The sequence below is a fragment of the Clavibacter phaseoli genome (assembly GCF_021922925.1).
GTDB lineage: Bacteria > Actinomycetota > Actinomycetes > Actinomycetales > Microbacteriaceae > Clavibacter > Clavibacter phaseoli.
In genome coordinates this window covers 614122-640606 of the sequence record NZ_CP040786.1, presented here as the reverse complement: position 1 = coordinate 640606, position 26485 = coordinate 614122, and the positions used below count along the sequence as shown (strand labels likewise).

Below are 26485 nucleotides of genomic sequence, written 5' to 3'. Positions count from 1 at the left end.
CCGGAAGAGGCAGGTCCCGCCATGATCCCCTCGGCACGGAGCCGGCCCTCGCCGCTCCTGGCCCTCACCCTGGCGCTCGCCGTCGGGGCATCCCTCGCCGGCGCCGCGCCGGCCACGGCGGCGTCAGGTGCGCCGCTCCCCTTCGCCCCAGCCGTCGCCGGAGCGCAGCTGCCCGCTCCCGACGTGGTCGCGGGCGGCGAGGTGACCGACGTCCCCGCGATCGAGGTCCACGTCTCCCTGGACGTGGGCGGGCTCGACCTGCGGTCGCCCCGCTTCGAGTACCTGCTCGACGGCGCGGGGTCCTGGCGGACGGCGTACGCGGGTCCGCTCGACTCGGCGGTGATCCGCGTCGCCGCTCCCGCCGGCCCGCACGCGATCGCCTTCCGCGCCGCGGGCGTCGTCGACGGCACGCCCGTCGTCGGCGCGGCCTCGGCGCCCGTCGCCGTGCGCTCGCTCGGCCACCCCACCCCGTACTCCCCCGTCGTCACGGTCGACGGCCCGCGCATCACCGTCTCGTGGGACGTGCGCGCCGCGCTCGCCGGCTGGCCGGAGGAGCGTTCGGTGGCCTGGGCGTTCGACTCCGGGGTCGAGACCGTCGCGGACGCCGTCGGCTCGACGACGATCGAGCCCGGCTACGACCGGACCGTGCAGCTGAGCTTCCGCTTCGGCGGGAACGTCGACATCGCCCGCTACGTGCTCCTCGGGATCACCACGGCGAGCGCTCCCGGATCCGTCGCCCTGACCTCCGCGCCCATCCCGGCCATCCTCGGCCACGCCGCCATCGGCACGACGCTGACGGTCCGGACCGGCGTCTGGCGCCCCGCGCCGGTGACGCTCACCTACCGCTGGGAGCGCGACGGCGTGCCGATCCCCGGGGAGACCGGCCCCGCGTACCGGGTGGGCCCGGAGGACGCGGGCACGCGGATCACCGTGGTCGTGCGCGGTTCCGCCGCCGGCCGGATCTCGGTCGAGCGCACGTCCGCCGCGACGCCCCGCGTCGGACCCTGGGCGCTGACCCCGGGCTCGCCGGTCGTCGGCGGCATCGCCGCGGTCGGCCGCGAGCTGACGGCGAGGCCGGGCTCCTGGCGTCCCGCGCCGGTGACCCTCTCCTACCGCTGGCTGCGCGACGGCGCGACGATCCCCGGTGCCATCGGCGACCGCTACACGGTCGCGGTCGGCGACCGGGGGCACGTGATCGCGGTCGCCGTCACGGGGGCGAAGCCGCTCTACCCGGATGCGGTGCGCGTGAGCGCCGGCCGGCGGATCGGCTGAGCGGCGGCGCCGCCCCGCGGGCTACGGGGCGACGCGGCCGTTCTTCTGGAAGGCCGCGTGCGTCAGGGGCATGAGCCGCTCGAACTCGGTCTCCATCTTCTCGGCGCACATCTCGATCTCCCGCTGCGGGAAGCTCGGGAACGTCGAGTCCTCGTGCTTCGTGCGCAGCGACAGGAAGTTCATGAGCGCACGCGCGTTGAGCGTGACGTACATGGACGAGTAGATGTTGAGCGGGAGCACGATGCGGGCGACCTCGCGGGCCACGCCCTGCTCGAGCATCCGCTGGTAGGACGCGTACGCCTCGGCGGACGTGCGTCGGGTCTCCTCCTGCACGAGCGCGGTCTGCTCAGGGCTGCCCGCGTGGAACTCGTAGGCGCCGGGCTTGCCGACCTGCACGAGGTTGCGCTCGGGGCCGGGGACGTAGAACACCGCGTCGAGCTCCTTGTAGCGGCCCGACTCCTCGTTGTAGGAGGCCATGCGGTGGCGCATGAACTCGCGGAACACGAAGATCGGCGCCTGCACGTAGAAGGTCATCGAGTTGTGCTCGAATGGCGAGCCGTGGCGGTCGCGCATGAGGTAGTTGATGAGGCCGCGGTCGCGCTTGACCCGCTTCTCCTCCGCCTCCGTGTCGACGTCGCCCTCGAGCGCGCGGTCCTGGTCGTCGGGCTCGTCGAGCGCGCGCTCGAGCGTCTTCTCGCCGGCGGTGGAGACGCGGGCGGCGAAGATCACGTCGGAGTCGTGGGCGCTCGAGCGGACGAGCTCCACGGTCATGTCGGAGCGGAAGGCGATGTCGTCGTGGGGCACGACCGTCACTGTACGCGACGCCCGTCGGGTGGCCGCGCCGGCCTCCTCCCGGCCGGCGCGCGGGGCCGCGTCCTAGGCTGAGCGGCACCGACGAAGGGCTCGACCATGTCCGACAGCACCGCATCCCCCGCTCCGCTCACCGTCCTCATCTCGGGCGCCGGGGGCACGATCGGCACCGAGCTGCAGGCGCAGCTGCACGCCGCCGGCCATCACGTGCGGACGCTCGTGCGCCACGCGCCGTCGTCGCCCGACGAGCACGAGTGGCAGCCCGCCGAGGGCCGGCTGGATCCCGCGGTGCTCGACGGCGTCGACGCCGTCGTCAACCTCTCGGGCGCCTCCATCAGCCGCCTGCCCTGGACGAAGCCGTACCAGGAGGAGATCCGCTCGTCGCGCGTGCAGGCGACCCGCACGATCGTCGGCGCCATCGCGGCGGCGGCGGACCCGCCCCGGGCGCTGCTGAACGGATCCGCCGTGGGCTTCTACGGCGACCGCCCGGCCGAGCGCCTCACCGAGGACTCGCCGCGCGGGACGGGGTTCCTCGCCGAGGTCGTGGAGGCGTGGGAGGCCGAGGCGTTCCAGGCGTCGTCCGACGTGCGCGTCGTGACCCTGCGCACCGGCCTGGTGCTCGCGCAGGCGGGCGCCCTCGCGCCGCTGCGGCTCCTCACGAACCTCGGGCTCGCCGGGAAGCTCGGCACCGGAGGCCAGGTCTGGCCGTGGATCTCCCTCCGCGACGAGGCCGCCGCCATCGTGCACCTGCTGACGTCGTCCGTCTCAGGACCTGTGAACCTGACCGGCCCCGAGCCCGTCATGGCCGACCGGCTCATGCGCCACCTCGCGAAGCGCATGCACCGGCCGTACCTGGTGCCGGCGCCCGAGTTCCTCATCCGCCTCGCGCTGCAGGAGGCCGGGCAGGAGCTGCTGCTCTCCAGCCAGCCGGCGCGGCCCGAGAAGCTGCTCGCCGACGGGTTCGCGTTCCGCGACCCCACGGTCGAGCTCGCCATCGACCGGCTGCTCGCGAAGGGCTGAGCGGCCAGCTGCCGGGCGAGAAGGGTCGCTCAGGCGGCAGGCTCGGCGCCCTGCAGCGCGATCGCGCGGCGGATCGCCCCGCGCGCACGACGCCGGTCCCCGCTCGCGTCGTACGCGAGGCCGAGGCGGAACCACGCGCGCCAGCTCGCGGGATCCTGCTCCACCTCAGCCTGGTAGCCGGGGAAGGACGCATCCGCGGCCTCGCGCACCGGGCGTCCGCTCGCGCGCGTCGGCAGGTCGTCGACGGGGAGCCCGCCCTCCTCGTCGAGGATCCGCGCGAGGCGTGCGCTGCGCACGCCGAACCACAGTTCGCGCACCAGCGCCCACGCACCGACGAGCGACAGGATCAGGAGCCCGACGCTCACCGCGATGCCGACGGGCTCGCCCGAGAGCACGAAGAGCACAGCTCGTTGGCCCAGGAGGACGAGGTAGAGCAGCATGAGCGCGCTCATCAGGCCGACGCCGATGCGCGTGCCCATCAGGCGCTCGTGACGGTGGCGGCCTGGCCGCTCGGCCCGCCGTCGTCCACCGGGCCGGAGGCCGCGCCGGCGGCGGCGGCCTGCGTCGCGCGCTCGCGCGAGCCGTCGAGGTCGATGAGGCGGTCGAGCCCGACCACCACGCCGCGCGCGGTGCGGGCGGCGCGGAGGGCGAGGAGGATCCCGGCCTCGTAGGCGCTCGGCGCGAGCGTGTCGTGGCTGATGGTGAGCACCTCGCCGTTGCCGCCGAACACGACGTCCTGCTTCGCGACGACGCCCTGCATCCGCAGGCTGTGCACGGGGATGCTCGCGACCTGCTGGCCGCGCGCCCGCTGGTCCGTGTGCGGCGCCTGCACCGGACCGCGGGTGCCGCGCGCCTGCGACATGAGCTCCGCCGTGCGGACGGCCGTGCCGGAGGGCGAGTCGATCTTCGACGCTCCGTGCGCCTCCACGATCTCGATGGAGTCGTAGAACCGGGCCGCCATCTGCGCGAACGAGGTCGCGAGCACGCTGCCGACGGAGAAGTTGGGGATGATGACGACGCCGACGGCGAGGTCGCCCGTGATCCGGCGCTCGAGCTCGGTGATGCGCTCGCCCGTCCAGCCGCTCGTGCCCACGAGCACGTTCATGCCGTGCGCGACCGCGTACTCGACGACGCCCTGGCTGACCGCCGGGAGCGTCACGTCGACCGCGATGTCCGCGCCGAGCATGTCCGACAGCTCGCCCTTCGAGTCGAGGCTCGCGACGAGCTCGAACTCGGCGCTCGCCTCGACGATCTGCGAGATCAGCTGGCCCATGCGTCCCGTTGCGCCGACGACGGCGACCGTGGTTGTCATCCCGCCAGCGTACCGGCGCGCTCCCCCGTCGACGCTGGGCGGCGGGATCGACGGACCGCTAGTAGGGCTGCTGCTCCGGGAGGCCCGTGCGCAGCTCGACCGGGAGGTGGCCGAGGTCGTTGTGCACCACGAGGACGGGCGGCTTCGCCGAGCGCACGCGGATGATGGTGAGGCCGCAGTTCGCCTGGTTGATGCCCATCCAGCGCCACTCGGGCGCGTCGAACACGTGCCGAACGAACCAGGCGATGACGAAGTTGTGGGTGATGAGGAGGTCGTGCCGGTCGCCGCGCGCGGGCGCGAGGAACTCGCTGACCGCGTCGGCCATCTGGGCGCTGCCCGCGTCGATCTCCTCCTCGGTGACGCCGCCGAAGAACGACTCGAAGGCGTGCGGCATGTCCGGCACGGGACCCGACGGGATGCAGTCGAACAGCAGCGACGACGGCTCGGGCTCGATCGCCGGCATGCGCTCGGCCATGATGGCCGCCGTCTCCTCGGCGCGGGCGAGCGGCGAGTGGCGCACGGACGTGAACGGCACGCCGCTCAGCCGGTCGGCGATGCAGTGGGCCTGGCGCTTGCCGCGTCCGGACAGCGGTCCGTCCGGCAGGCCGTGCTCGGCGTCCTGCTGCTCGCCGTGGCGCACGAGGTAGATGTAGTGGGACACGGTTCCTCCTAGAGGAGCGAGGGGGTCGCGAGCAGCGGGGCGAACGCGTCGGCGCCGACGGTGCCCACCGCGGCGATCGACAGCGGTCGGGAGATGAGGTCGGCCGCGAGGGCGCGGACGTCCTCGGCGGTGACGCGGGAGAGGCGGGAGAGCGTCTCGTCGAGGTCGACGTATTCGCCGGTCGTGATCTCCGACCGCCCGAGCCGCGACATGCGGGTGTCCGAGTCCTCGAGCGCGAGGGCGGACTGGCCGGAGAGCTGGCCGAACGCGCGCGACAGCTCCTCCTCCGTGACGTGCTCCTCGGCGAGCTTCCGGAACTCCTCGACCATGAGGCGCGACACTTGCTCGGTCTTCGCGGCCGTGCATCCGGCGTAGAGGCCGAAGACGCCCGCGTCCGAGTAGGAGGCGCCGAAGGAGTAGACGGAGTAGGCGAGGCCGCGCTTCTCGCGCACCTCCTGGAACAGGCGCGAGGACATGCCGCCGCCGAGCACCGAGTTGAGCATCGCGAGGGCGGGCCGGCGGTCGTCGGACGCCGCGAGGCCGGGCACGCCGAGCAGGATGTTCGTCTGCTCGATGGGGCGGTCGACGACGACGAGGTCGCTGCCGCGGGTGATGACGGGAGTGGCGCCGGTCCGACGCGCGACCGGGGCCGCCCGGACGGAGAGGTCCCAGCCGGCGCGCTCGAGCCCGGCGGTGACCCGCGCGACGAGGGCGTCGTGATCCACGGCGCCCGCGGCCGTGATGACGAGGTCCTGCGGGCGGTAGTTGCGGCGGTAGTGCGCGACGACGGCGTCCCGCTCCGCGGCCTCGATGTCCGCGGGGCTGCCGCCGATGGGCCGGCCGAGCGGGTGATCGCCCAGCACGGCCTCGAAGAAGCGCTCGCTCACGACGTCGCCCGGGTCGTCGTCCGCCATGGCGAGCTCCTCGAGGATGACCCCGCGCTCGGTCTCGAACTCCTCGGCGTCGATGAGGCTGGAGGTGACCATGTCGGCCAAGACGTCGACCGCCATGCCGAGGTCGCGGTCCTGCACCTTGGCGTAGTAGCAGGTGTACTCCTTGGCGGTGACGGCGTTGTGCTCGCCGCCGACCGCGTCGAAGGAGACGGCGATGTCGAGGGCCGTGCGCGAGGGCGTGCCCTTGAAGAGCAGGTGCTCGAGGAAGTGCGTGGAGCCGAGGTCGCCGGGCTGCTCGTCGCGGGAGCCGACCGCGACCCACATGCCGATGGTGGCGCTGCGGCTGCCGGGCACGTCCTCGCTGAGGATCCGCACGCCGGAGGGGAGGACCGAGCGCCGGACGCGGGCGCCCGCCGACTGCACGGTGAGCTCGGGGAGGTCGAGGGGGAGTTCTACGGCGCGGGACATCAGCGTCACCCTACGCCACGGGTCCTGCGGCGAGCCGGGGGCGGACGGCGGCGCCAGGGAGGTCACGGGCACCCGGGTCCGGCGTGCCGCTCCCCGCACGCACCGGCGACCAGCACCGTCGAGCCCTGCAAGACGTGGATCGTCACGGGCCCGATCTGCACCGGGAGCGTGCCCGGGATCTGCTGCCACCCGCCCCCGTCGAACCGGTACGACGGCGAATAGGAGATCGTCAACGTCACCTGCCGATCGCCGATGCTGGAGTACACGTGGCTCGTGTCCGTCGCCGTGAAGTCCTGCTGCCCCAGCTCGCGCCACGACGCGCCTGGACCCACGACCGTCGTCGACGTGCCGTCGCCGTGATCCCAGACGAACGACACCGGCACGAACCGCACCTGCGCCGGACGCCCCAGCAGCTGCCCATCCACCACCTGCGGTGCCGCGTCCGTGAAGAGGTTCACCGGCGCACCCACGATCGCCCACCCGTTCGGCTGCGACCGGATCGACGCATCCCGCGGCACGAACTGCGCCACATCCGCCAAGGTCACCGCGGGAGCTGCGGGCACGGCCGGTGCTGGATCCGCGGGCTTCGTCGGCGCCTTCGCGGGCGGCAGGAACGCATGCTGCCCATCCAGGCACGTCCCCTTACCGGGCACGCACGGCGCATCGACGTCCGCGGCGAGACGATCGAGACGCGGCACCACCGGCATCGACGGACGATCGGAGGACGGCGCTTGTTCACCAGATCCCTGGATGCTGTGCTTCTGGCTGTCCGTCGCGCCGACCCGCACCTCGACGGATCCGCCCGAGATCGCACCTGACGTGCAGTCGCCTCTCTTGCCCACGTCGAACTGACAATCGTCTCCGGCCGCCTGCGCCCCTTGAGAGGAGAGACCTAAGATGACAGACGAGAGCAGGACAGCCGCCAGTGCGATTCGACCTACCCGCATGCGTGCACGTCTTCATTTCGCACGATGTCGCTGAGGCGCCAATTGCCGTCGCCGCCCTTGACCGCCTTCGCCTGCAATGACAGGCGTGGATCGCGCTCTGGCGTGACATCCGCCCCCTGCGCGTCGCGAATACGGGTACCGCTCACGTCGAGGCAGAACTGCGCCGTCATGTACTGCGCGCCTTCTTTGTCCATGCCTCGATCGGTGACGCTGAAGCCCGAGATCGTGTCCAGCCCGTCTACTTTCTCTCCGGAATCGCGAGACGCCTTCACGGATCGCCTCTCGCTCTCGAGGACACTCCCGGTGAGCAGTGGAGTGAGATCGGAATCAGTGACGAAGTTCGCATCCAACGCGTCGTACCGATTCACCACGTCGCGGAACGCCGCATCGTCCTGCTGCTCCTGCGTCAGCGACGGGGCCGGAGCCGGCGTGGGCGCCGGGGCCGATGCCGCGGTGCACCCGGCGAGGAGCAGGCTCGTGGCGAGGACGGCCGCCGATGCCGCCGCTCCCCCGGGTGGTCGCAGCCGGATGCGTGGTCGCAGCGGAATGCGCGGTCGCTCGTGCAAGGTCGTCTCCCCCGGGCCGTTCGGATCACCCACGCGGAAGGCGGCGCGCAGGCGCCGGACGTCGCGGGTCCCGGAAAGGTAGCGGCGGGGACGCGGGCGCCACCGACGGACTCCACATGACGGGAGAGGGATCACGGGCACGGAGCCCGGGGGACGACTACTCGGACGCGCGGTCGAGCCGGGCCACGTCGTGACGCGAGAGCTGCACGTGGGCCGCCTGCACGAGGTCGTGCACCTGCTCCGGGCGGCTCGCGCTCGCGACCGGAGCGACGACGCCGGGCTTGGCCAGGAGCCAGGCCAGCGCGATCGTCGCCACGCTCGTCGCGTGCTGGTCGGCGATCTCGTCCAGGGCGGAGAGGACGCGGAGCCCGCGTCGGGTCAGGTACTTCGCCGCCCGTGCCCCGCGGGCGCCCTCGCGCACCGAGTCGCGCGTGCGGTACTTGCCCGTGAGGAAGCCGTTCGCGAGCGCGAAGTAGGGCATCACCGCGAGCTGCTGCCCGCGCACGACGTCGAGGTACGCCGACTCGTAGGGCGCGCGGTTGACGAGGTTGTAGTGCGTCTGCAGGGCGACGAACCGCGGCGCGTCGTACAGGCCGCCCATGATCCGCGCGTGCAGCAGCCGCTCGGCGGCGTAGTTCGACGCCGCCAGGTGCCGGACCTTGCCCGACGCGATGAGGCGACCCGCGGCGGCGAGGCTCTCCTCGAGCGGCACGTCGAGGTCGTCCCAGTGGAAGTAGAGGAGGTCGATGAAGTCGGTGCCGAGCCGCGACAGGCTGGCGTCGACGGCGCGCTCGATGCGGGATCCGCCGAGGCCGGGGAAGTCCTCGCTCTTGCCGATCTTGGTGGCGACGACCATGGAGTCGCGGTTGCGGCGCTCGCGCATCCACGAGCCGATCATGTGCTCGCTGCGGCCGCTCGCGTAGGAGTCGGCGGTGTCGATGAAGTTGCCGCCCGCCTCCTGGTAGCGGTCGAGGATCGCGGACGTGTCCTCCGGGCCGGCCGTCCAGCCGAAGACGTTGCCGCCGAGCGCGAGCGGGAAGACGCGGAGGTCGGTGTCGCCGATGGCCCGGCGACGGGCGGGCTGCGGGATGCTGCTGCCGGTTCGCAGGCCGGGCTCGGCAGCGGCCTCGAGGACGAGGGCGCCGGCCGCCTGGACGGTGGCCTCGACGATCGTCGCCGGCTGCGCCGCGGTGTCGGTCCGACGCGTGCGACGCGGGACGAACGATCCGCCCCGACGACGGCGGGGCTCCGATGCGGGTGCGACGTCCGAGGCGGTGGGAGGGGTCGTCGTCACGTCCTCAGCGTACCGCCCAGCAGGCGAAAGGTTTGCGTACCAAGGGATCCGCCGCGCCGTCGTTCGTCCCCGGGACATCGGCCGTGCGGCGACCATGGATCGGCGTGAGGCCGAGGCAGCGGCGGAGACGGCGGCGACGCCGGAAGGGGTGCCGTGGATCCCCCGACCCCGGCACCCCTCGGCGGTCTGCATCCCCCGATGCGTCCCCCGGAAGCGGGCGATCCCGTGGACCTGCCCGCACCGCCCACGCTAACCAGGCCCCGGCGTCGGCACCCAGCCCCTCTTCGGGGGCCCCGCGCGCGGCATCCGCGGCCGGATCGGTGACAGGAGCGTCGGCGGGAGCGACGACAGGAGCGAAGGTGCGGCCGCTTCCCGGCCGCATCCCGGCCCGTCGTGCGAGGCTGGGGAGGTCAGCACCACCGAGAGGAATACCCGTGCCCAACGACCCGCTGCACCGCCTGCCGGATGCCGCCCCCTTCCACCTCACCAGCCCCGACTTCGCCGACGGGGCACCGCTGCCCCAGTCGGCGCGCGGTGCCGCGCAGGGTGGCGAGGACCGCTCCCCCGCCCTCACGTGGACGGGCGCGCCCGCCGCGACCCGCAGCTACGTGCTCACCGCGTACGACCCCGACGCCCCCACGGGCAGCGGCTTCTGGCACTGGGCGGTGCGCGGGATCCCCGCCTCCACCACGGCGCTCCCCGCCGGCGCGGGCGACCCGGATGCGGGCCTCCTTCCGGAGGGCGCCGTCACCCTCCACAACGAGGCGCGCGAGACGCGGTTCGCCGGGGCGACGCCGCCCGCGGGCCACGGCACGCACCGGTACTTCTTCATCGTCACCGCGCTCGACGTCGACTCGCTGGACATCCCGGAGGGCGCCACGCCGGCGATCCTCGGCTTCCTGATGCTCCCGCACGTGATCGGGCGCGCCCAGCTCGTGGGCACCGCGATCACCGTCGCGGACTGAGCGACCGGATCGAGGCGACGACGTGACCCACGAGGGCGACCGGACGACGTCGGGCGCGGGCGATGACGCCCCCGCCCCACGTCGGCGGCTCACGCTGCTCCTCACGGTCGTCGCGGCCGTCCTCGTGATCGCCGGGGTCGTCGCGGCGATCGCGCTGTCGCAGGGCGGAGCCGAGCCGGTGACGCCCGTGCAGACGAGCGGCGAGCCCGGGCCGACTACACCGGACGTCACGCCGTCGTCGTCGACCCCCGGGCCGACGCCGACGCCGACGGACGAGCCGGCGCCGACGCCCGCGCCGAGCCCGTCCGCGGATCCGACCCCGACGCCGTCGCTGTCGGCACCGCCGGCGCAGGACGTGCCGTACCCGACGGATCCGGACGACGGCAAGTAGTAGCCCGCATACGACGGATGCCCGCCCCACCGAGGTGGGACGGGCATCCGTGTCGTGCGGGTGCGGAGAGGGACTAACCCTCCGCGGGCGCCTCGGAGCCGTGGCTGGCGGCGTCGCGGCCCTCCTGATCGGCGGCCTCCTCCAGCACGGGAGCGAGCGACAGCTTGCCGCGGTCGTCGATCTTGGTGATCTCCACCAGGATCTTCTGGCCGACCCCGAGCACGTCCTCGACGTTCTCGACCCGCTTGCCGCCGGCGAGCTTGCGGACCTCGCTGATGTGAAGCAGGCCGTCCTTGCCGGGGAGCAGCGAGACGAACGCGCCGAACGTCGCGATCTTGACGACGGTGCCGAGGAAGGACTCGCCGACCTCGGGGTTCGTCGGGTTCGCGATGGCGTTGACCTGCGCACGCGCGGCCTCCGCCGACGGGCCGTCGACGGCACCGATGTAGACGGTGCCGTCCTCCTCGATGGAGATGTCGGCGCCGGTCTCGTCCTGGATGGCGTTGATCGTCTTGCCCTTCGGGCCGATCAGCTCGCCGATCTTGTCGACGGGGATGTTGACCGAGATCACGCGGGGCGCGGTCGGGGCCATCTCGTCGGGGGCGTCGATGGCCTGGTTCAGCACGCCGAGGATGGCCGTGCGGGCCTCCTTCGCCTGCTTGAGCGCGCCGTCGAGGACCGAGGTCGGGATGCCGTCGAGCTTCGTGTCCAGCTGGATGGCCGTGACGAACTCCGACGTGCCGGCGACCTTGAAGTCCATGTCGCCGAGCGCGTCCTCCGCACCGAGGATGTCGGTGAGGGCCGCGTAGCGGACCTGGCCGTCGACGGTGTCGGAGACGAGGCCCATGGCGATGCCGGCGACGGGCGCGCGCAGCGGCACACCCGCGTTCAGCAGCGACAGGGTCGAGGCGCAGACGGAGCCCATCGAGGTGGAGCCGTTGGACCCGAGGGCCTCGGACACCTGGCGGATCGCGTAGGGGAAGTCCTCGCGGCTCGGCAGCACCGGCACGAGGGCGCGCTCGGCGAGGAAGCCGTGCCCGATCTCGCGACGCTTCGGCGACCCGACGCGACCGGTCTCACCGGTGGAGTAGGGCGGGAAGTTGTAGTGGTGCAGGTAGCGCTTCTTCGTGACGGGGCTCAGCGAGTCGATCTGCTGCTCCATCTTGAGCATGTTCAGCGTGGTGACGCCCAGGATCTGGGTCTCGCCGCGCTGGAAGATGGCCGACCCGTGGACGCGCGGGATGACCTGCACCTCGGCGTCGAGCGGGCGGATGTCCGCGAGGCCGCGGCCGTCCATGCGGATGCCGTCGCGGAGGATGCGGCCGCGGACGACCGTCTTCGTGACGGACTTGTACGCCGCGGAGAACTCGGTGAGCGCCGATGCGGGCAGCTCGCCGGCCTCGACCTTGGCGGCCACGGCCTCCTTGGTGCGGGTCTTGAGCGCGTCGTCGGCGTCCTGGCGCTCGATCTTGTCGGCGGTCTGGTAGACGGTGCCGAGCTCGTCGAGGGCGAGCGCGCTGACGGCGTCGTATGTCTCCTGCGCGTACGGCAGGAAGACGGGGTAGTCGACCGTGGGCTTCGCGGCCTGCTGCGCGAGCGAGGCCTGCGCGGCGACGAGCTGCTGGATGAACGGCTTCGCGGCCTCGAGGCCCTGCGCGACGATGGCCTCGTCGGGCTTCGTGGCGCCGCCCTGGATGAGGTCCCAGGCACCCTCGGTGGCCTCGGCCTCGACCATCATGATCGCGACGTCCTCGTTGCCCTCGGAGTCGGTGACGACGCGGCCGGCGACGGTGATGTCGAAGACGGCCTCCTTGAGCTGCGAGTGCTTGGGGAAGACGACCCACTGGTCGCCGATGAGCGCGAGGCGCACACCCGCGATGGGGCCGGAGAACGGGATGCCCGAGAGCATGCTCGAGGCGCTCGCCGCGTTGATGGCGAGGCTGTCGTAGAACTCGTCCGGCGCGATGCTGAGGACGGTGATGACGACCTGGACCTCGTTGCGGAGGCCGGTGATGAACGACGGGCGCAGCGGCCGGTCGATGAGGCGGCAGACGAGGATCGCCTCGGTGGAGGGGCGGCCCTCGCGGCGGAAGAACGAGCCGGGGATCTTGCCCGCGGCGTAGCTGCGCTCCTCGACGTCGATGGTCAGGGGGAAGAAGTCGAAGTTGTCCTTCGGGTGCTTGCCCACCGAGGTGGCGGACAGCAGCATGGTGTCCTCGTCGAGGTACGCGGCGACCGCGCCCTGCGCCTGCTGCGCGAGGCGGCCGGCCTCGAACCGGACCGTGCGCGTTCCGTACTTGCCGTTGTCGAGGACTGCCTCGGCGAACTTGATCTCTGGACCTTCCATTGAGGTCTCTCTCCTTCGTGTTGCGCCTCTCGGCGACGCCCGTCGGGCGCTCGTCCTGCATCCCGTGTGGATGCGGACCTCCTGCGACAGAGGAGGAGCGGGCGAGGCGACACGTCGGCGCCCGCCTGATGCGGATCCCGGGTGCACGTGCGCGGCTGGTTCCGCTCCTCGGCCGGTGGCCGACGGCGGCGGGCGCATGTCTGGCCATCAGTGGGAATGCTCCGAGCGACTCGGAATACCACCACCAACGACCAGCTCCTGCCGGCCAGCTCCATCTGTCGTGATCGCATCGTGACGCTGGGCGTCCGCTGGATCACTTCGGCCATGGTAGCACCCGGCCCCTCGCGGGCCCCGGAGGGCGGGCCTGGCCGGGTGTCGGGCGGACGGCGCGCGCCTTAACGGAGACGAGCCGCCACCCCGGAGGGCGACGGCTCGTCGGTTCGTCGTGATGCGATCAGCGACGCGTGGTGCGTGTCAGCGGCGGATGCCCAGGCGCGCGATCAGGGCGCGGTAGCGCTCGATGTCGACGTTGGACAGGTAGCCGAGGAGACGACGACGCTGGCCGACCAGGAGGAGCAGGCCACGACGCGTGTGGTGGTCGTGCTTGTGCTCCTTGAGGTGCTCGGTGAGGCCCGTGATCCGCTTGGTGAGGAGCGCGATCTGCACCTCGGGGGATCCGGTGTCACCGGGGTGGGTCGCGTACTCGTCGATGATCGCCTTCTTGACGTCTGCTTCCAGAGCCATGTGATGATCCCCTCTCGTGTTCGTTGCGCGGCGCCCGTCACAGGATGTGCGAGCTCTCTTGATCCGCGGCCGTCCAGACGGCAACCGCACGAGCATACCAGAGGGGCAGGGGCCGACCGGCGGGCGGGCGAGCGCCTCGCGCGGGGGCGGCGTCGGTGATCTCGGCTAGCGTGGAAAACCACCCTACAGAGACGACGCAGCGACACGTGAGCACCCCGCCCGAGACCTCCCCCATCCCGATCCCCGACGAGCGGCAGGTGCGCGGCAGCCACTTCGTCGACCTGTCCCCGCTGAAGGAGAGCCCGGCGTTCGCGCGGCTCTGGGCCGGCAACGCGATCGCCGGCATCGGCAGCCAGATGACCGTGGTGGCGATCGGGCTGCACGTGTACAAGCTGACGGGATCCACCGGATCGGTCGCGCTCGTGGGCGTGCTGTCGCTCCTGCCGATGATCGTCGCGGGCCTCTACGGCGGGATGCTCGCCGACGCGTTCGACCGGCGGAAGGTCGCGCTCATCGCGTCCTGCGTCGCGTGGGGATCGACGATCCTCCTGGCGGCGCTCGCGTGGACGCACGCGGAGACCGTGTGGTCGCTCTACGCGCTGAGCATCCTCAACGCGGTCGCGGCGACGGTGATCGGGACGAGCCGGCAGGCGATCCTCCCCCGCATCCTGCCGCCGCACCTGCTGCCCGCGGCCAGCGCGCTCGGCGGGATCAGCCTCGGCGTCATGGTCACGGTCGGGCCGGCGCTCGCGGGCGTGCTCGTCGCGTCCGTCGGGTTCCAGTGGACCTACACGGTCGACGCGGTGCTCTTCCTCGCGGCGTTCACGGGCGTGCTCGCGCTCCCGCGGATCGCGCCCGAGGGCGAGGTGCAGCGGCCGGGGCTGGCGTCCATCAGGTACGGGCTCGGGTTCCTGCGGACGGCCCCGAACATCCGCATGTCCTTCATCGTCGACATCATCGCCATGACCTTCGGGCAGCCGCGCGTGCTGTTCCCCGCGGTCGGCGCGGTCGTGCTCGGCGGCGGGCCCGTGACCGTCGGGATCCTCACGGCGGCCGGCGCCGTCGGCAGCCTGGTGAGCAGCGTGCTGAGCGGATCCGTCGGCCGGGTCACGCGCCACGGCCGGGCGATCCGCCTCGCCATCGTCGCGTACGGCCTCTCGACGGCGGGCTTCGGCCTCGTGCTGCTCCTCGCGTCGGAGCCGGGCGTGCTGCACGGCATCGGGTCGCGGATCGAGGACGCCAGCATCCCCGGGATCGTCGCCGCCTCCGTGCTGCTCGCCCTCACGGGCGCGGCCGACAACATCTCCTCGATCTTCCGCAACACGATGCTGCAGACCGCGGTGCCCGACAACATGCGCGGGCGGCTGCAGGGCATCTTCATCGTCGTGGTCACCGGGGGGCCGCGGCTCGGCGACGCGTACATCGGCATCGTGACGCTGTTCGCCGCACTGTGGGTGCCGTCGCTCGTGGGCGGGCTGCTCATCGCCGTGGTGGTGTGGATCCTCATCCGGTCGCTGCCGTCGTTCGAGCGCTACGACTCGCGGAACCCGACCCCGTGACGCGCCGGCGACGTCGTCGGACGCCCGTGCTCGTGACGCTGGCGGCGCTCGTGCTCGTGATCGTGGCGGGCCTCGTGCAGTGGCGCGGGGATCCCGGGGCCGGCTCGGGCGCGACCGGCGGCGGCACGTCGGGGCTCGGCGCGGAGCCGGGCTCGAGCGGATCCGCGCGCCTCGCCCTCGACGGGCTCGAGGTGCGGACGGAGGAGCGCGTGCCGGGCTACGACCGCGAGTCCTTCGCCTGGCGCACCGACGTCGACCGCAACGGCTGCGACACCCGAAACGACGTGCTGCGGCGCGACCTCGTCGACGTGGGGATCCGCGGCGGCACGGACGGCTGCGTCGTGCAGGCGGGCGTGCTGGAGGACCCGTACTCGGGAGCGCGCGTGTCCTTCGACCGGTCGCGGGATCCCGAGGCGGTGCAGATCGACCACGTCGTGTCGCTGTCCGACGCGTGGTCGGCGGGCGCGTGGCGCTGGGACGCGGACTACCGCGCCGCGTTCGCGAACGACCCGCTGGAGCTGGTCGCCGCGTCGGCGGCGGAGAACGGCGCGAAGTCGGACGCGACGGCCGACGCGTGGCTGCCCGAGGATCCCGCCGACGCGTGCGCGCTCGTGGCCCGGCAGGTCGCGATCAAGGTGCGCACCGAGCTGAGCGTGACGCAGCCCGAGCACGACGCGATGGCGCGCGTGCTCGACGGGTGCGGGGACGCCCCGCTCCTCACCTCCGACGACGTGGGCTGGCCGGCGCCCGCGCGCTGACCGGATCCCCGTCCGCGCCCAGGCAGCCGTCACCTTCGCGCCCCAACCGATCGCGCGCCCGGTCCGAAGACACTGCAATGCGCCGGACCACCAGAGACGCGATGCACCACGGGTCCGGATGTCATGGGGAGAGCGGTCGCACGGACGGCGCCCGGAGAGGGGTCTCGGCGCCGGGACCACGACCGCAGGGCCGGCCCGTCATCGGGTCGGCCCATCTCCCTGCCCCCCCCGGGGCCCGGACGTCAGGCGAGCAGGCCGAGCACGCTCATCCACGCGGTCCCGACGACGCCCCAGATCACGATGAGCACGACGGCCATCGCGAAGCCGACGCGGAACCACTCCTTCGTCGTGACGTAGCCGGATCCGAAGACCACGCCCGACGGCCCCGACGCGTAGTGCGAGATGCCGCCGAAGAGGTTGCCGACGAAGCCGAGCACGAGCGCGGCGAACAGCGGCGGCGTGCCGGTCGCGACCGCGGCGCCGAGGAAGACCGCGTACATCGCGACGATGTGGGCCGTGTTCGACGCGAACAGGTAGTGCGAGAAGAAGTACACGAGCGCGAGGACCGCGAACGCCCACGGCCAGGGCAGGCCGCCGACGGATCCGGAGACCGCGCCGCCCACGAGGTCGATGACGCCGAGCGCGTCGAGCTGGTCGGCCATGCCGACGAGCACCGCGAAGAAGATGAGCGTCGACCACGCCGACGCGTTCGCGGCGAGGTGCGACCACCTGAGGACGCCCGTGACGAGCAGCACCGCGATGCCGCCGAAGGCCGCCGCGGTGGCGGGGATGCCGAGCAGGGATCCGCCGCACCAGAGCACGAGCAGCAGGACGAAGGTCGCGGCCATGATCCGCTCGTGGCCGGAGAGAGGCCCGAGGCCGCGGAGCTCCGCCTTCGCGTGGGCCGGCGCCTCGGGGGTGCGGGTGAGCGTGGGCGGGTAGACGCGCGCCATCGCCCACGGCACGACGACCAGGCTGAGGAGGCCGGGCACGAGCGCGGCGAGCGCCCAGCCGCCCCAGGTGATCTCGATGCCGAGGTCCGCCGCGGCCTTCTGCGCGACCGGGTTGCCGGCCATGGCCGTGACGAACATGGCGGAGGTGACGGTGTTGACCTGCACGCTCGTGAGCGCGAGGTAGGAGCCGAGGCGGCGGCGCGACGCGTCGGAGTCGGGGGTGGATCCCTGCACCCGGCTGAGCGACGCGACGATCGGGTACACCACGCCGCCCGCCCGCGCGGTGTTCGACGGCGTCGCCGGGGCGAGGACGAGGTCGGTGAGCGCCATGCCGTACGCGAGGCCGAGGCTCGATCCGCCCAGCCGCGCCACGAACGCGAGCGCGATGCGGCGGCCGAGGCCCGTGACGAGGAAGCCGTCGGCGATGAAGAACGACGCGACGATGAGCCAGATGGTGGGGTTCGCGAAGCCGACCAGGGCCTCGCCGTCCGTGGTCATGGTGCCGGTGAGCATCGCGACCGCGAGGCCCGTCAGCGCGACGGGCGCGGTGGGCAGCGGCTGGAGGATGAGCGCGAGGACGGTGCCGACGAAGATGCCGGCCATGTGCATGCCGCGCGGGTCGACGCCGGCGGGCGGCGGGACGAGCGCGATGCCGACCGCGACGGCCACGATGACGACGACCTGGATGGCGCGCGAGCGGCGGGCGCGGCGGGCGCGGCGGGCGGCGGCCTCGGCGGCGGGCGCAGCCGGCGCGTCCGGTGCGACCGACGCGACCCCGTCAGGCGCCGGATCCGCCTCGTCCCGCAGCCCTCCCCCGGGGCCCGGATCCGTCCCGGTGCCGGATGCGGACGAAGGACCGGAGGATGCGGGAAGAGGCGTCATGACCGGCCCATCCTCCGCGCGCGCGGCGCCCGGTGCCACTTGTCTTCATAGTGTTCACGCGGGGGCAGGGCGGCGGACGGCGTGGGTCCGATCAGGCGGCGAAGCCCGTGGACGTGACGATGTGCAGGCGCTGCGTGGGCCGGGTCATCGCGACGTACAGCCCGGCGGCGCCGCGCGAGGTGTGCGCGAGGATCTCGTCCGGCTCCGCGATGACGACGACGTCGAACTCCAGGCCCTTGGCCTCCTGCGAGCCGAGCACGGCGATGGGCCGCCCGAGCCCGCCGACGCCGATGCCGACCGCGGATCCGAACCGCTCCGCGAGCGCGCGGTGCAGCACCTCGACGCGGTCGTCGCGCGCGATGACCGCGAGCGTGCCCGTGTCGCCGCCCTCGCGCTCCTCGTCGACCACGTCGACGACGGCGGACACGACCTCGTCGGCGTCCACCTCGACCGTGTCGATCGGGTGCTCGCCCTCGCGGACGGCGCGCGAGCGGGTGACCGGGAGGCCGTGCGCGATGGCCATGCGCTCGGCGGCCTCGGCGATCCGGGCGGGCGTGCGGTAGTTGACCGTGAGCTCCTCGAGGCGCCACTCGCGCCCGAGCACCGGGCCGAGGGCGTCCTGCCAGCTCGTGACGCCGACGGCGGAGCTCGCCTGCGCGACGTCGCCCACGATCGTGAACGAGCGCAGCGGGCAGCGGCGGAGGAGCACGCGCCACTGCATGGGGCTGAGCTCCTGCGCCTCGTCGACGACGATGTGGCCGTAGGTCCAGGTGCGGTCGGACGCGGCGCGCTCGGCGGTCGTGCGGCGCGCGGCCTGCTCCGCGAATCCCTCGGCGAGGCGCTCGGCCGTGACCATGCCGCCGACGCCCATGTTCTCGATGGCCTGCTCGGCGTTCTCGATGTCGCGCAGGCGCTGCTGCTCGCGCTCGCGCGCGCTCGCGTCGGCCTGCGCGCTGAACTCGCCGAGGAGCTCGGCGGCCTCGTCGAGGAGCGGCACGTCGGCGATCGTGAAGGGCGCGTCGCGGTCGCGGCGGAGGAGCGCGCGCTTCTCGGGGCTCCAGCGCGGGGTGAGCGAGGCGAGCCAGTTCGGGCGCGCGTAGAGGTCCTGGATCAGCTTCTCGGGGGTGAGCGGCAGCCACGCCGTGTTGAGCGCGACCTTCACGTCGTACGAGGTGCGGAGGTCCTCGCGGAGCATCGCGAGGTCGCTGTCGTCGAGGGCGCTGCCGTTGCGGCGCATCTGCGACGCGAGGACCTGCGCGAGGGATCCGAGGGCCGCCTTGTTGAAGACGACGCGCGCCTCGTTGTGCGGCTTCCGGCTGTCCTGCGCCCGGCGGAGCGCGCCGGCCACGAGCGACGGCTCGAGCACGATGCGCTCGCCGTTGACGTCGAGGGTCACGGGCTCGGTGGGGACGACCTGGCGGGAGCGGACGGCGCGCTGCAGGAGGCCGGCCATCTCGGATCCGCCCTTGACGGCCGCGACCTCGGGCGCGTCCTCGCCGGCCGCGTCGATGCCCGGGTAGAGCTGGCCGACGCTCGCGAGCACCACGCCCGTCTCGCCGAGGGACGGCAGCACGGCCTCGATGTACTGGAGGAAGGAGCGGCTGGGGCCGACGACGAGGACGCCCGAGGACGCGAGGCGGTCGCGGTGCGAGTACAGGAGGTAGGCGGCGCGGTGCAGCGCGACCGCGGTCTTGCCGGTGCCCGGCCCGCCCTGCACGACGAGCACGCCGCGGAGGTCGGAGCGGATGATGCGGTCCTGCTCGGCCTGGATGGTGGCGACGATGTCGTTCATCCGGCCGGTGCGGCCCGCGGCGAGCGCGGCGAGCAGCGCGCCCTCGCCCTGGAGGCTGGTGCGGCCCTCGTCGAGCAGCGTGGGGTCGAAGACCTCGTCCTCGACGTGCACGACCTCGCGGCCGCGCGTGGTGAGGTGGCGGCGGGCGCGGGCGCCGAGCGGGGTGGCGGCGGTGGCCTGGTAGAACGCGCTCGCCTGCGGCACGCGCCAGTCGAGGAGCAGCGGCTGGAGGTCGTCGTCGCGGAGGCCGATGCGACCGATGTACCGGTAGACCGGATCGCCGTCGCCGGCGGTCCGCGCGGGCGCGCCGTCGCGCGGCTCGTCCTCCGGCAGGTGCCCGTCCTCGAACTCGAGGCGCCCGAAGACCAGGCGCTCGTCGACCTCGCGGAGCGCCTGCAGCCGGTCCTCGTAGATGCGGGCGAACGCGTCGCGCTCGGACCGGTTCTGGTGGGTGCCGCCCGTGGGGCTGTCGCGCACCGCCGTCAGCTGATCCCGGGTCTCCGCCCGCACCGCGTCGAGTCGCCCGTAGAGGCGGGAGACGTACGCCCGCTCGCGATCCAGCTCCGTACCGGTCACCTGCACACCCCTTGGAATTCCGGCGTCAATCCTATCGAGCCGAGGGGGCGTCGCCTGACCGCGGGCGAGGCTCCCGGCGCCGCCCGCTCGGCGCCCGCGCGGGGATCAGCGGCGCGTGCCGACCAGGCGCTGCGGGGCCGCGGGCGCGGGCTGCGGGCGCCGGCGGAGCGCGCGACGGCGGGCGTTCTCGGAGCGGGCCGTGAGGATCAGGACGAGCACCACGCCGAGCAGCGCGCCCAGGCCGTTGTGCAGGAGGTCGCGGACGTCGGAGACGCGCGTGGGCAGGAACATCTGCGCGGTCTCGATCAGCGCCGAGAGGCCGACGCCGATCGCGATGGCGAGCCACCAGCGCGACCGGCCGAGCAGCAGCACGAGGAACATGCCCACGGGCAGGAACATCGCGACGTTCGCGGCGCCCTCCACGAAGGAGTACGTGATCCACGCGGTGCCGTCGTGCCGGTGCAGGGCACGCAGCGCGCGGAAGAGGAAGCCGTCGATGCGGCGGTCGTAGGGCTCCGGCGACAGCGTGATCCACGCGACCAGGCCGAGGTACAGGGCCGTGGCGGTTCCGAGGACGGGGTGGCGGAGGAGCATCCGTCCATCATCCGGGCATCCCCCTGGGTGCCGGATCCGCCGGAGGTGCCGGTTCCGTGACGCCCTGTTGCGGCCGACCCGTCCTCGGGGATGACCCGGTGGGACCATGTGCGTGCAGCGCACCCCGCGAAGCCTCGCGTCCCCCGCATCCGCGGCCGGACACCGCCTGCGATCAGTTCCCGCTCGCCGCGGGCGGTCGTGCCAGGCCGCCCGACGGCACGAGAGACCCGCGGAGGTCCCCATGCTCGACAGCACCGATTCGATCCAGACGTCCCACGCCGGCAGCCTGCCGCGGACGGACGCGCTCATCGCCGCCAACGCGGCGCGCGCCGAGGCACGGAAGGCCGTCCTCGCGGGCGGCGACGCGTCGACCGCCCCCGCCGACGACGGCCTCGACGCCGTGCTCGCCGACGCGGTCGACGGCCTCGTCGCCCGCCAGCGCGAGGTCGGGATCACGGTCCCCGGCGACGGCGAGTACGGCAAGGCCATGTCGAGCGCGATCGACTACGGCGCCTGGTGGTCGTACTCGTTCCAGCGGCTCAGCGGGCTCGAGCTCGTGCCCGGCGGCCCGTTCTCCTCGGAGCCCGTCCGCAGCTCGCCGGGTCACGTGCGGCTGACGACCTTCCCCGACCGCCGCGACTGGACGACCTTCGCGGACGCCTACCGGGATCCGTCGAGCGGCATCACGGTCGGCGACGCCCCCATCGAGTTCCCGAGCGCCACCGGGCCCGTCTCCTACACGGGGCACGCGGCGATCCAGGCCGACATCGCGCACCTGAAGGCCGGGCTCGCCGCGAACGGGTACGAGGAGGGCTTCCTCACGTCCCTCTCCCCCGGCAGCGCCTCCCGCATCGGCAACCTGCACTACGCGACCGAGGAGGAGTTCATCTGGGCGTGCGCGGACGCGATGCGCGAGGAGTACGTCGCGATCATCGACGCCGGGCTCGTGCTGCAGATCGACGACCCGTCCATCGCGGAGAACTGGGACCAGATCAACCCGGAGCCGAGCGTGGAGGACTACGTGGCGTTCACGCGGATCCGCGTCGAGGCGCTCAACCACGCGCTGCGCGGGCTGCCGCAGGAGCGGATCCGCTTCCACCTCTGTTGGGGCTCGTGGCACGGACCGCACACGACCGACATCGAGTTCCGGCACATCGTGCGGACGATGCTCGACATCGACGCGGGCGCGTACTCGTTCGAGGGCGCCAACGCGCGGCACGAGCACGAGTGGCGCGTGTGGGAGGACGTGGAGCTGCCCGACGGGAAGCTCATCGTCCCGGGCGTGGTCGGGCACGCGACCAACGTGGTCGAGCACCCGGAGCTCGTGGCCGACCGGATCGAGCGCTACGCGCGGCTCGTGGGGCGGGAGCGCGTGATCGCGTCGACCGACTGCGGGCTCGGCGGGCGGATCCACCCGCAGATCGCGTGGGCGAAGCTCGAGAGCCTGGCGCAGGGCGCGGAGATCGCGACCCGCCGGCTCTGGCGCTGACGGGCGCGCGGGTCCCGACAGGCTCGCTCGCGAGGAGGGCCGGACGCGGGATGCGTCCGGCCCTCCTCGTCGTGGCCGTGGGTCAGAGCGAGAGGATCGCGTGCACGTCGTGGCCGGCGAGGCGCGCGCGTCCGCCGAGGTCCGCCAGCTCGAGCACCACGCCGACGCCCGCCACCTCGTAGCCGGCGCGCTCCAGCAGGCGGGCGGCCGCCTCGAGGGTGCCGCCGGTGGCGAGGACGTCGTCGAGGAGCAGCACGCGGGATCCGGGCGCCAGCTGTCCCGGGTGCAGCTCGATGGCCGCCTCGCCGTACTCGAGCGCGTACGTCTCGCGGAGCACCTCGCCCGGCAGCTTCCCGGCCTTGCGGACCGCGAGCGTGCCGACGCCGGACGCGTAGGCGGCGGCCGCGGCGAGCAGGAAGCCGCGCGCCTCGACGCCCGCGACGGCGTCGACGGGTCCGCACGCGGCCACGAGGTCGTCGACCACGGCACGGAGCGCCGTGCCGTCGGCGAGCACGGGGGTCAGGTCGCGGAAAAGGATCCCCGGCTGCGGGAAGTCGGGGACGGTGAGCAGCAGGGAGCGGACGAGGTCGGATGCGGGGGTCTCGGGCACCCGACAACGGTAGTCGGTGGCCGGGCGGCGGCGGTCCGTCAGGCGGATGTGGTGGGCTGGGCGCTCCCCGCCCGACGCCCGCGTCCCCCGCCGACCCGAGGAGCCCCATGGACCCCGTCGAGATCGTCCGCGACGTCGTCGCGCGCGCGACCGCCGTCGAGGCGTCGCTGGAGACGGGACCCGCGCTCGTCGCCGTCGCGCTCGCCGCGGTCCTCGTGCTGGTGCCCGCCGCATGGCGGCTCACGCGGCACGCGGTGACGATCGTGCACGAGGGCGGGCACGGGCTCGCGGCGACGCTGAGCGGGCGACGGCTCGCGGGGATCCGGCTGCACTCCGACACCTCGGGCCTCACCGTGAGCGTCGGCCGGCCGCGCGGGCCCGGCATGGTCGTCACGCTGCTGGCCGGCTACCCGGCTCCCGCGCTCGCGGGTCTCGGGGCCGCGTGGCTCGCCGGATCCGGGCGCTCGGCCGCCGTCCTCTGGCTCTGGCTGCTGCTGCTCGCGCTCGTCGTGATCCAGGTGCGCAACTGGTTCGGGCTGTGGTCGTGCCTCGTCGCGGGGGTCGTGGTGGGCGTCGTCGCGGGCGCCGCGCCGATCGTGGTGCAGGGCGTCGCGGCGCACGCGCTCGCGCTGTTCCTGCTGCTCGGCGCGCTCCGGGCGACCCTCGAGCTGCAGCGGTCGCGCTCCCGACGCGGCGGCGGCGCGTCCGACGCCGACCAGCTCGGGCGGCTCACGCATCTGCCGGGGATCCTGTGGGTCGGCGTGCTCGTGGTCGTCGCGGCCGCTTGCCTCGTGGGCGGCGTCGTCCTGCTCGGGATCCCGGCGCTGCTCGGCCGCTGACCCGACCCGACCGACCCCGGACGCGACGCGGCCGCCGCGCCCCGGGTGGGACGCGACGGCCGTGGGTGGTCGGAGAGCGCTACATCTCCTCGTGCGTGTCCGGGTCGCCGTCCCAGAGGCGCGACTGCGGGCCGGAGCCGATCGCGCGCACCTCCTCCTCGGTGAGCTCGAAGCCGAAGACGTCGAGGTTCTGGCGCTGGCGCTCGGGATCCGTGGAGCGCGGGATCGGCAGCGCGCCCGACTGGACGTGCCAGCGCAGCACGGCCTGGGTCGGCGTGACGCCGTGCGCCTCGGCGGCAGCCACCACGTTCTCGTCCTGCATGAGCTGCTCGCGGGTGCCGAGCGGCGACCAGCTCTCCGTCACGATGCCGTGCTCGGCGTGGAAGGCGCGGAGATCCGCCTGCGCGAACGTCGGGTGCAGCTCCACCTGGTTGACGACGGGCAGCACGCCCGTCTCGTCCCGCAGGCGCGTGAGGTGCGCGGGCGTGAAGTTCGAGACGCCGATGGAGCGGACGAGGCCGCGCTCCTTCAGCTCGATGAACGCGCGCCAGCTGTCGACGTACCTGTCGACGCTCGGGTTCGGCCAGTGGATGAGGTAGAGGTCCACGTAGTCGACGCCGAGCGACGCGCGCGACTCCTCGAAGGACGCGATCGTCTCGTCGTAGCCGTGGTGGCGGCCGGGCAGCTTGGTGGTGAGGAAGAGCTCCTCGCGCGGGACGCCGGAGCGGCGCATCCCGTCGCCCACCGCGGCCTCGTTGCCGTAGTTGAGGGCCGTGTCGAGCAGGCGGTAGCCGGCGCCGATCGCGCCGGACACGAGCTCGGCGCCCGCGTCGTCGTCGAGCCCGTAGGTGCCGAGGCCGATGGCGGGGATGCGGTTCCCGTCGGACAGTTCCAGTGTGGGGATCGTGGTCATCCCCTCACGCTACGCCGGGGCGTCAGGCGCGGTCGGCGGGCGCGGATCCGGCGCCGGCGGGCGAGTCGGCGTCTGCGTCGTCCGCCTCGGCGTCCTTCGCGTCGACCGTGTGGTCGCGCCCGAACACGGTCGTGAGCGCCCACGCGATCATGCCGCAGACGGTGAGGATGTCGGCCACGTTGAAGACCGCGAACCACTCGACGGCGATGAAGTCGACGACGTGGCCCGACAGCGGCCCGTCCTCCGCGCGCGTGATGCGGTCGAAGAGGTTGCCGAGCGCGCCCGCGAGCACGGCCGAGAGGAGCAGCACCTGCAGCAGCGACGCGCGGTGGCGGATCTGCCAGCCGACCCAGACGGCGAGGCCGAGCGCGAGCGCCATGATCCCGACGGTGAGCAGCGGCCCCACCTCGGCGCCCATGCCGAAGGAGACGCCCGGGTTGTAGACGAGGGCGAAGCGCGCGGTCGGGAACAGCGGGATGGTCTCGCCGCCGCCGAGGGCATCCACCGCCCAGCGCTTGCTGAGCTGGTCGAGGACGAACCCGACGACCACCACGACGACCGCGAGCGCCACGACGACGGGGCGGGAGGTGCGGGAACGGCGTGCGGCGGCGGGTGCGGTGGTCACGCGACGAGCCTAGGCGGTGGTCGCGGCCGGATCCTGCGGGTCGTCCGCGACGGCAGGCGCGAGCGGAGCGGTCGCCGCCCGGTCGCGGATCCGCGTGGCCGCCTCCCGCGGGAACGTGCTGCGGACGAGGTGGCGCGTGCCGTCGGCCGCCTCGATCGCGACCGCGGGCCCGGCGTCGAGCAGGATCGCCGCACCGCCGCCCGGGAGGGACCGCACGCCGATGCCGCCGACGGTCCGCGGGCGGAGGTGGTCGACGACCGTGCAGTCCGCGATGGCGGAGTACGGGATCCGGATGCGCCTCACCGGCACGAGCGCCACCTCGACCTCGTCCGGGTCGAGCGTGATGCGGATCCGCAGCGCGCCGACCACCGCACCCGCCACCACGAGCAGCACGGCCAGGACGATGCCGAGCGCGCCGCCCCCGGTGGCGACGAGGACCACGAGGCCCGCCGCCGCGATCGCGAGCCCGGCGAGGCGGACGGCGCGCGGGGCGGGCGTGGTCTGGCGGAAGCGCGCATCGGGTGAGGGCGTGGTCACGCCCTCACCCTAGGTGCGCGGCCGTCCGCGCGGGTGGGCCCGACGGGTCAGGCGTGCTGCTCGTCGTGCTCGCCCTCGGCGATCTCCTCGATCAGCTTCGCGTTGAACGCGGGCAGGTCGTCCGGGTTGCGGCTGGTGACGAAGCCGCTGTCGACCACGACCTCCTCGTAGACCCACTCGGCGCCCGCGTTGCGGAGGTCGGTGGCGAGGGTCGGGAACGACGTCATGCGGCGGCCGTCGACCACGCCGGCCTCGATGAGGATCCACGGCGCGTGGCAGATCGCCGCGACGGGCTTGCCCGCGGTGAAGAAGGCCTTGGCGAAGGCCACCGAGTCGGCGTCGACGCGGATGTCGTCCGCGTTCACGACGCCGCCGGGCAGCACGAGGCCGTCGTAGTCGGCCGCGTCGGCGTCCTTCACCTGGACGTCGACGTCGAACGTGTCGGCCTTGTCGATGTGGTCGAGGCCCTGGACGGTGTCCGACTTCGGGGACACCAGGACGGGCGTGCCGCCCGCCTCCTGCACGGCCTTCCACGGCTCGGTCAGCTCGACCTGCTCGAAGCCGTCCGTCAGCAGGAAGGCCACCTTGCGGCCCTGGATGCTCTCTCCGGTCATGTGCGTTCCTCCTCGTGAGAGTGTCGCCGCCCGGTCGGACGGCGCTGTCGACGC

General features: G+C 73.4%; 26 protein-coding genes. 8 read left to right on the top strand and 18 right to left on the bottom strand.

Going from position 1 to position 26485, the window contains the following annotated elements; all coding sequences use genetic code 11:
• The first annotated feature begins 21 nt into the window (after nucleotides 1-21).
• Nucleotides 22-1272 (top strand): hypothetical protein, encoded by a 1251-nt coding sequence (locus tag FGI33_RS02985; protein WP_119434217.1) that lies wholly within the window; start codon nucleotides 22-24, stop codon nucleotides 1270-1272.
• Nucleotides 1273-1293: 21 nt separating this feature from the next.
• On the opposite strand, the gene thyX is transcribed toward FGI33_RS02985, so the two are convergent.
• Entirely contained in the window at nucleotides 1294-2085 is a 792-nt protein-coding gene (thyX, locus tag FGI33_RS02980) for an FAD-dependent thymidylate synthase (protein WP_119434218.1), read from the bottom strand.
• A 96-nt stretch (nucleotides 2086-2181) separates the two neighbouring features.
• Here thyX and FGI33_RS02975 point away from each other — a divergent pair, with 96 nt between their 5' ends.
• Nucleotides 2182-3102, top strand: coding sequence for a TIGR01777 family oxidoreductase (locus FGI33_RS02975; protein ID WP_119434219.1), 921 nt, complete (start codon nucleotides 2182-2184; stop codon nucleotides 3100-3102).
• A gap of 29 nt (nucleotides 3103-3131) precedes the next feature.
• Here FGI33_RS02975 and FGI33_RS02970 read toward each other — a convergent pair whose 3' ends face one another.
• From FGI33_RS02970 to FGI33_RS02940, 7 genes are all read right to left on the bottom strand, one after another.
• Nucleotides 3132-3581, bottom strand: coding sequence for a hypothetical protein (locus FGI33_RS02970; protein WP_119434220.1), 450 nt, complete (start codon nucleotides 3579-3581; stop codon nucleotides 3132-3134).
• Nucleotides 3581-4414: a 4-hydroxy-tetrahydrodipicolinate reductase gene (gene dapB, locus FGI33_RS02965; RefSeq protein ID WP_237582238.1), complete on the bottom strand. Its 834-nt coding sequence runs from the start codon at nucleotides 4412-4414 to the stop codon at nucleotides 3581-3583. Before dapB ends, FGI33_RS02970 begins: the two co-directional genes overlap by 1 nt.
• A gap of 58 nt (nucleotides 4415-4472) precedes the next feature.
• A complete protein-coding gene (locus tag FGI33_RS02960) occupies nucleotides 4473-5075 on the bottom strand; it encodes a histidine phosphatase family protein (RefSeq protein WP_119434029.1) in 603 nt (200 codons plus the stop codon).
• Nucleotides 5076-5083: 8 nt separating this feature from the next.
• Nucleotides 5084-6436: a M16 family metallopeptidase gene (locus tag FGI33_RS02955; RefSeq protein ID WP_119434034.1), complete on the bottom strand. Its 1353-nt coding sequence runs from the start codon at nucleotides 6434-6436 to the stop codon at nucleotides 5084-5086.
• Nucleotides 6437-6498: 62 nt separating this feature from the next.
• The gene (locus tag FGI33_RS02950; RefSeq protein ID WP_237582236.1) at nucleotides 6499-7383 is read right to left on the bottom strand and encodes a hypothetical protein; all 885 of its coding nucleotides are present in this window, start codon (nucleotides 7381-7383) and stop codon (nucleotides 6499-6501) included.
• Nucleotides 7374-7982, bottom strand: a complete 609-nt coding sequence (locus FGI33_RS02945) for a hypothetical protein (RefSeq protein WP_237582235.1) — start codon at nucleotides 7980-7982, stop codon at nucleotides 7374-7376. Before FGI33_RS02945 ends, FGI33_RS02950 begins: the two co-directional genes overlap by 10 nt.
• A gap of 124 nt (nucleotides 7983-8106) precedes the next feature.
• Nucleotides 8107-9243 carry an aldo/keto reductase gene (locus FGI33_RS02940; protein ID WP_119434028.1) on the bottom strand — a complete coding sequence of 379 codons (1137 nt, stop codon included), beginning with the start codon at nucleotides 9241-9243 and terminating at the stop codon, nucleotides 8107-8109.
• A gap of 434 nt (nucleotides 9244-9677) precedes the next feature.
• Between FGI33_RS02940 and FGI33_RS02935 the strand changes: the two genes are divergently transcribed.
• On the top strand, nucleotides 9678-10208 hold the full coding sequence (locus tag FGI33_RS02935) for a YbhB/YbcL family Raf kinase inhibitor-like protein (protein WP_119434027.1): 531 nt from the start codon (nucleotides 9678-9680) through the stop codon (nucleotides 10206-10208).
• 22 nt (nucleotides 10209-10230) lie between these two features.
• The gene (locus FGI33_RS02930; RefSeq protein WP_119434026.1) at nucleotides 10231-10599 is read left to right on the top strand and encodes a hypothetical protein; all 369 of its coding nucleotides are present in this window, start codon (nucleotides 10231-10233) and stop codon (nucleotides 10597-10599) included.
• A 73-nt stretch (nucleotides 10600-10672) separates the two neighbouring features.
• Here the strand turns inward: FGI33_RS02930 and FGI33_RS02925 are convergent, their stop codons facing one another.
• Both FGI33_RS02925 and rpsO read right to left on the bottom strand, forming a co-directional pair.
• Nucleotides 10673-12946, bottom strand: a complete 2274-nt coding sequence (locus FGI33_RS02925) for a polyribonucleotide nucleotidyltransferase (RefSeq protein WP_119434025.1) — start codon at nucleotides 12944-12946, stop codon at nucleotides 10673-10675.
• A 474-nt stretch (nucleotides 12947-13420) separates the two neighbouring features.
• Nucleotides 13421-13690, bottom strand: coding sequence for a 30S ribosomal protein S15 (gene rpsO / locus FGI33_RS02920; protein WP_012038735.1), 270 nt, complete (start codon nucleotides 13688-13690; stop codon nucleotides 13421-13423).
• 206 nt (nucleotides 13691-13896) lie between these two features.
• Here rpsO and FGI33_RS02915 point away from each other — a divergent pair, with 206 nt between their 5' ends.
• Entirely contained in the window at nucleotides 13897-15249 is a 1353-nt protein-coding gene (locus FGI33_RS02915; protein ID WP_237582234.1) for an MFS transporter, read from the top strand.
• Nucleotides 15246-16007 carry an HNH endonuclease family protein gene (locus FGI33_RS02910; protein WP_237582233.1) on the top strand — a complete coding sequence of 254 codons (762 nt, stop codon included), beginning with the start codon at nucleotides 15246-15248 and terminating at the stop codon, nucleotides 16005-16007. The genes FGI33_RS02915 and FGI33_RS02910 overlap by 4 nt, the downstream gene beginning before the upstream one ends.
• Before the next feature lie 242 nt (nucleotides 16008-16249).
• On the opposite strand, the gene FGI33_RS02905 is transcribed toward FGI33_RS02910, so the two are convergent.
• The 3 genes from FGI33_RS02905 to FGI33_RS02895 all read right to left on the bottom strand — a co-directional run bounded on the left by FGI33_RS02905 (nucleotide 16250) and on the right by FGI33_RS02895 (nucleotide 20804).
• The gene (locus FGI33_RS02905) at nucleotides 16250-17842 is read right to left on the bottom strand and encodes a DASS family sodium-coupled anion symporter (RefSeq protein WP_237582232.1); all 1593 of its coding nucleotides are present in this window, start codon (nucleotides 17840-17842) and stop codon (nucleotides 16250-16252) included.
• Nucleotides 17843-17933: 91 nt separating this feature from the next.
• Nucleotides 17934-20210 (bottom strand): HelD family protein, encoded by a 2277-nt coding sequence (locus FGI33_RS02900; RefSeq protein ID WP_182478402.1) that lies wholly within the window; start codon nucleotides 20208-20210, stop codon nucleotides 17934-17936.
• Nucleotides 20211-20315: 105 nt separating this feature from the next.
• Nucleotides 20316-20804, bottom strand: a complete 489-nt coding sequence (locus FGI33_RS02895) for a VanZ family protein (protein ID WP_119456464.1) — start codon at nucleotides 20802-20804, stop codon at nucleotides 20316-20318.
• 241 nt (nucleotides 20805-21045) lie between these two features.
• Between FGI33_RS02895 and FGI33_RS02890 the strand changes: the two genes are divergently transcribed.
• Entirely contained in the window at nucleotides 21046-22293 is a 1248-nt protein-coding gene (locus FGI33_RS02890) for a cobalamin-independent methionine synthase II family protein (RefSeq protein WP_119434788.1), read from the top strand.
• Nucleotides 22294-22375: 82 nt separating this feature from the next.
• Here the strand turns inward: FGI33_RS02890 and FGI33_RS02885 are convergent, their stop codons facing one another.
• Nucleotides 22376-22903, bottom strand: coding sequence for an adenine phosphoribosyltransferase (locus FGI33_RS02885; RefSeq protein WP_119434789.1), 528 nt, complete (start codon nucleotides 22901-22903; stop codon nucleotides 22376-22378).
• Nucleotides 22904-23010: 107 nt separating this feature from the next.
• Here FGI33_RS02885 and FGI33_RS02880 point away from each other — a divergent pair, with 107 nt between their 5' ends.
• The gene (locus FGI33_RS02880; protein WP_119434790.1) at nucleotides 23011-23742 is read left to right on the top strand and encodes a M50 family metallopeptidase; all 732 of its coding nucleotides are present in this window, start codon (nucleotides 23011-23013) and stop codon (nucleotides 23740-23742) included.
• 79 nt (nucleotides 23743-23821) lie between these two features.
• On the opposite strand, the gene FGI33_RS02875 is transcribed toward FGI33_RS02880, so the two are convergent.
• The 4 genes from FGI33_RS02875 to FGI33_RS02860 are packed head-to-tail and all read right to left on the bottom strand — an operon-like array spanning nucleotide 23822 to nucleotide 26431.
• Nucleotides 23822-24655, bottom strand: a complete 834-nt coding sequence (locus FGI33_RS02875; protein WP_119434791.1) for an aldo/keto reductase — start codon at nucleotides 24653-24655, stop codon at nucleotides 23822-23824.
• Between the two features lie 22 nt (nucleotides 24656-24677).
• Nucleotides 24678-25280: a signal peptidase II gene (locus tag FGI33_RS02870; RefSeq protein ID WP_119434792.1), complete on the bottom strand. Its 603-nt coding sequence runs from the start codon at nucleotides 25278-25280 to the stop codon at nucleotides 24678-24680.
• Nucleotides 25281-25289: 9 nt separating this feature from the next.
• On the bottom strand, nucleotides 25290-25817 hold the full coding sequence (locus FGI33_RS02865) for a hypothetical protein (RefSeq protein ID WP_237582231.1): 528 nt from the start codon (nucleotides 25815-25817) through the stop codon (nucleotides 25290-25292).
• Between the two features lie 47 nt (nucleotides 25818-25864).
• On the bottom strand, nucleotides 25865-26431 hold the full coding sequence (locus FGI33_RS02860; protein WP_119434938.1) for a type 1 glutamine amidotransferase domain-containing protein: 567 nt from the start codon (nucleotides 26429-26431) through the stop codon (nucleotides 25865-25867).
• Between the last annotated feature and the right edge of the window lie 54 nt (nucleotides 26432-26485).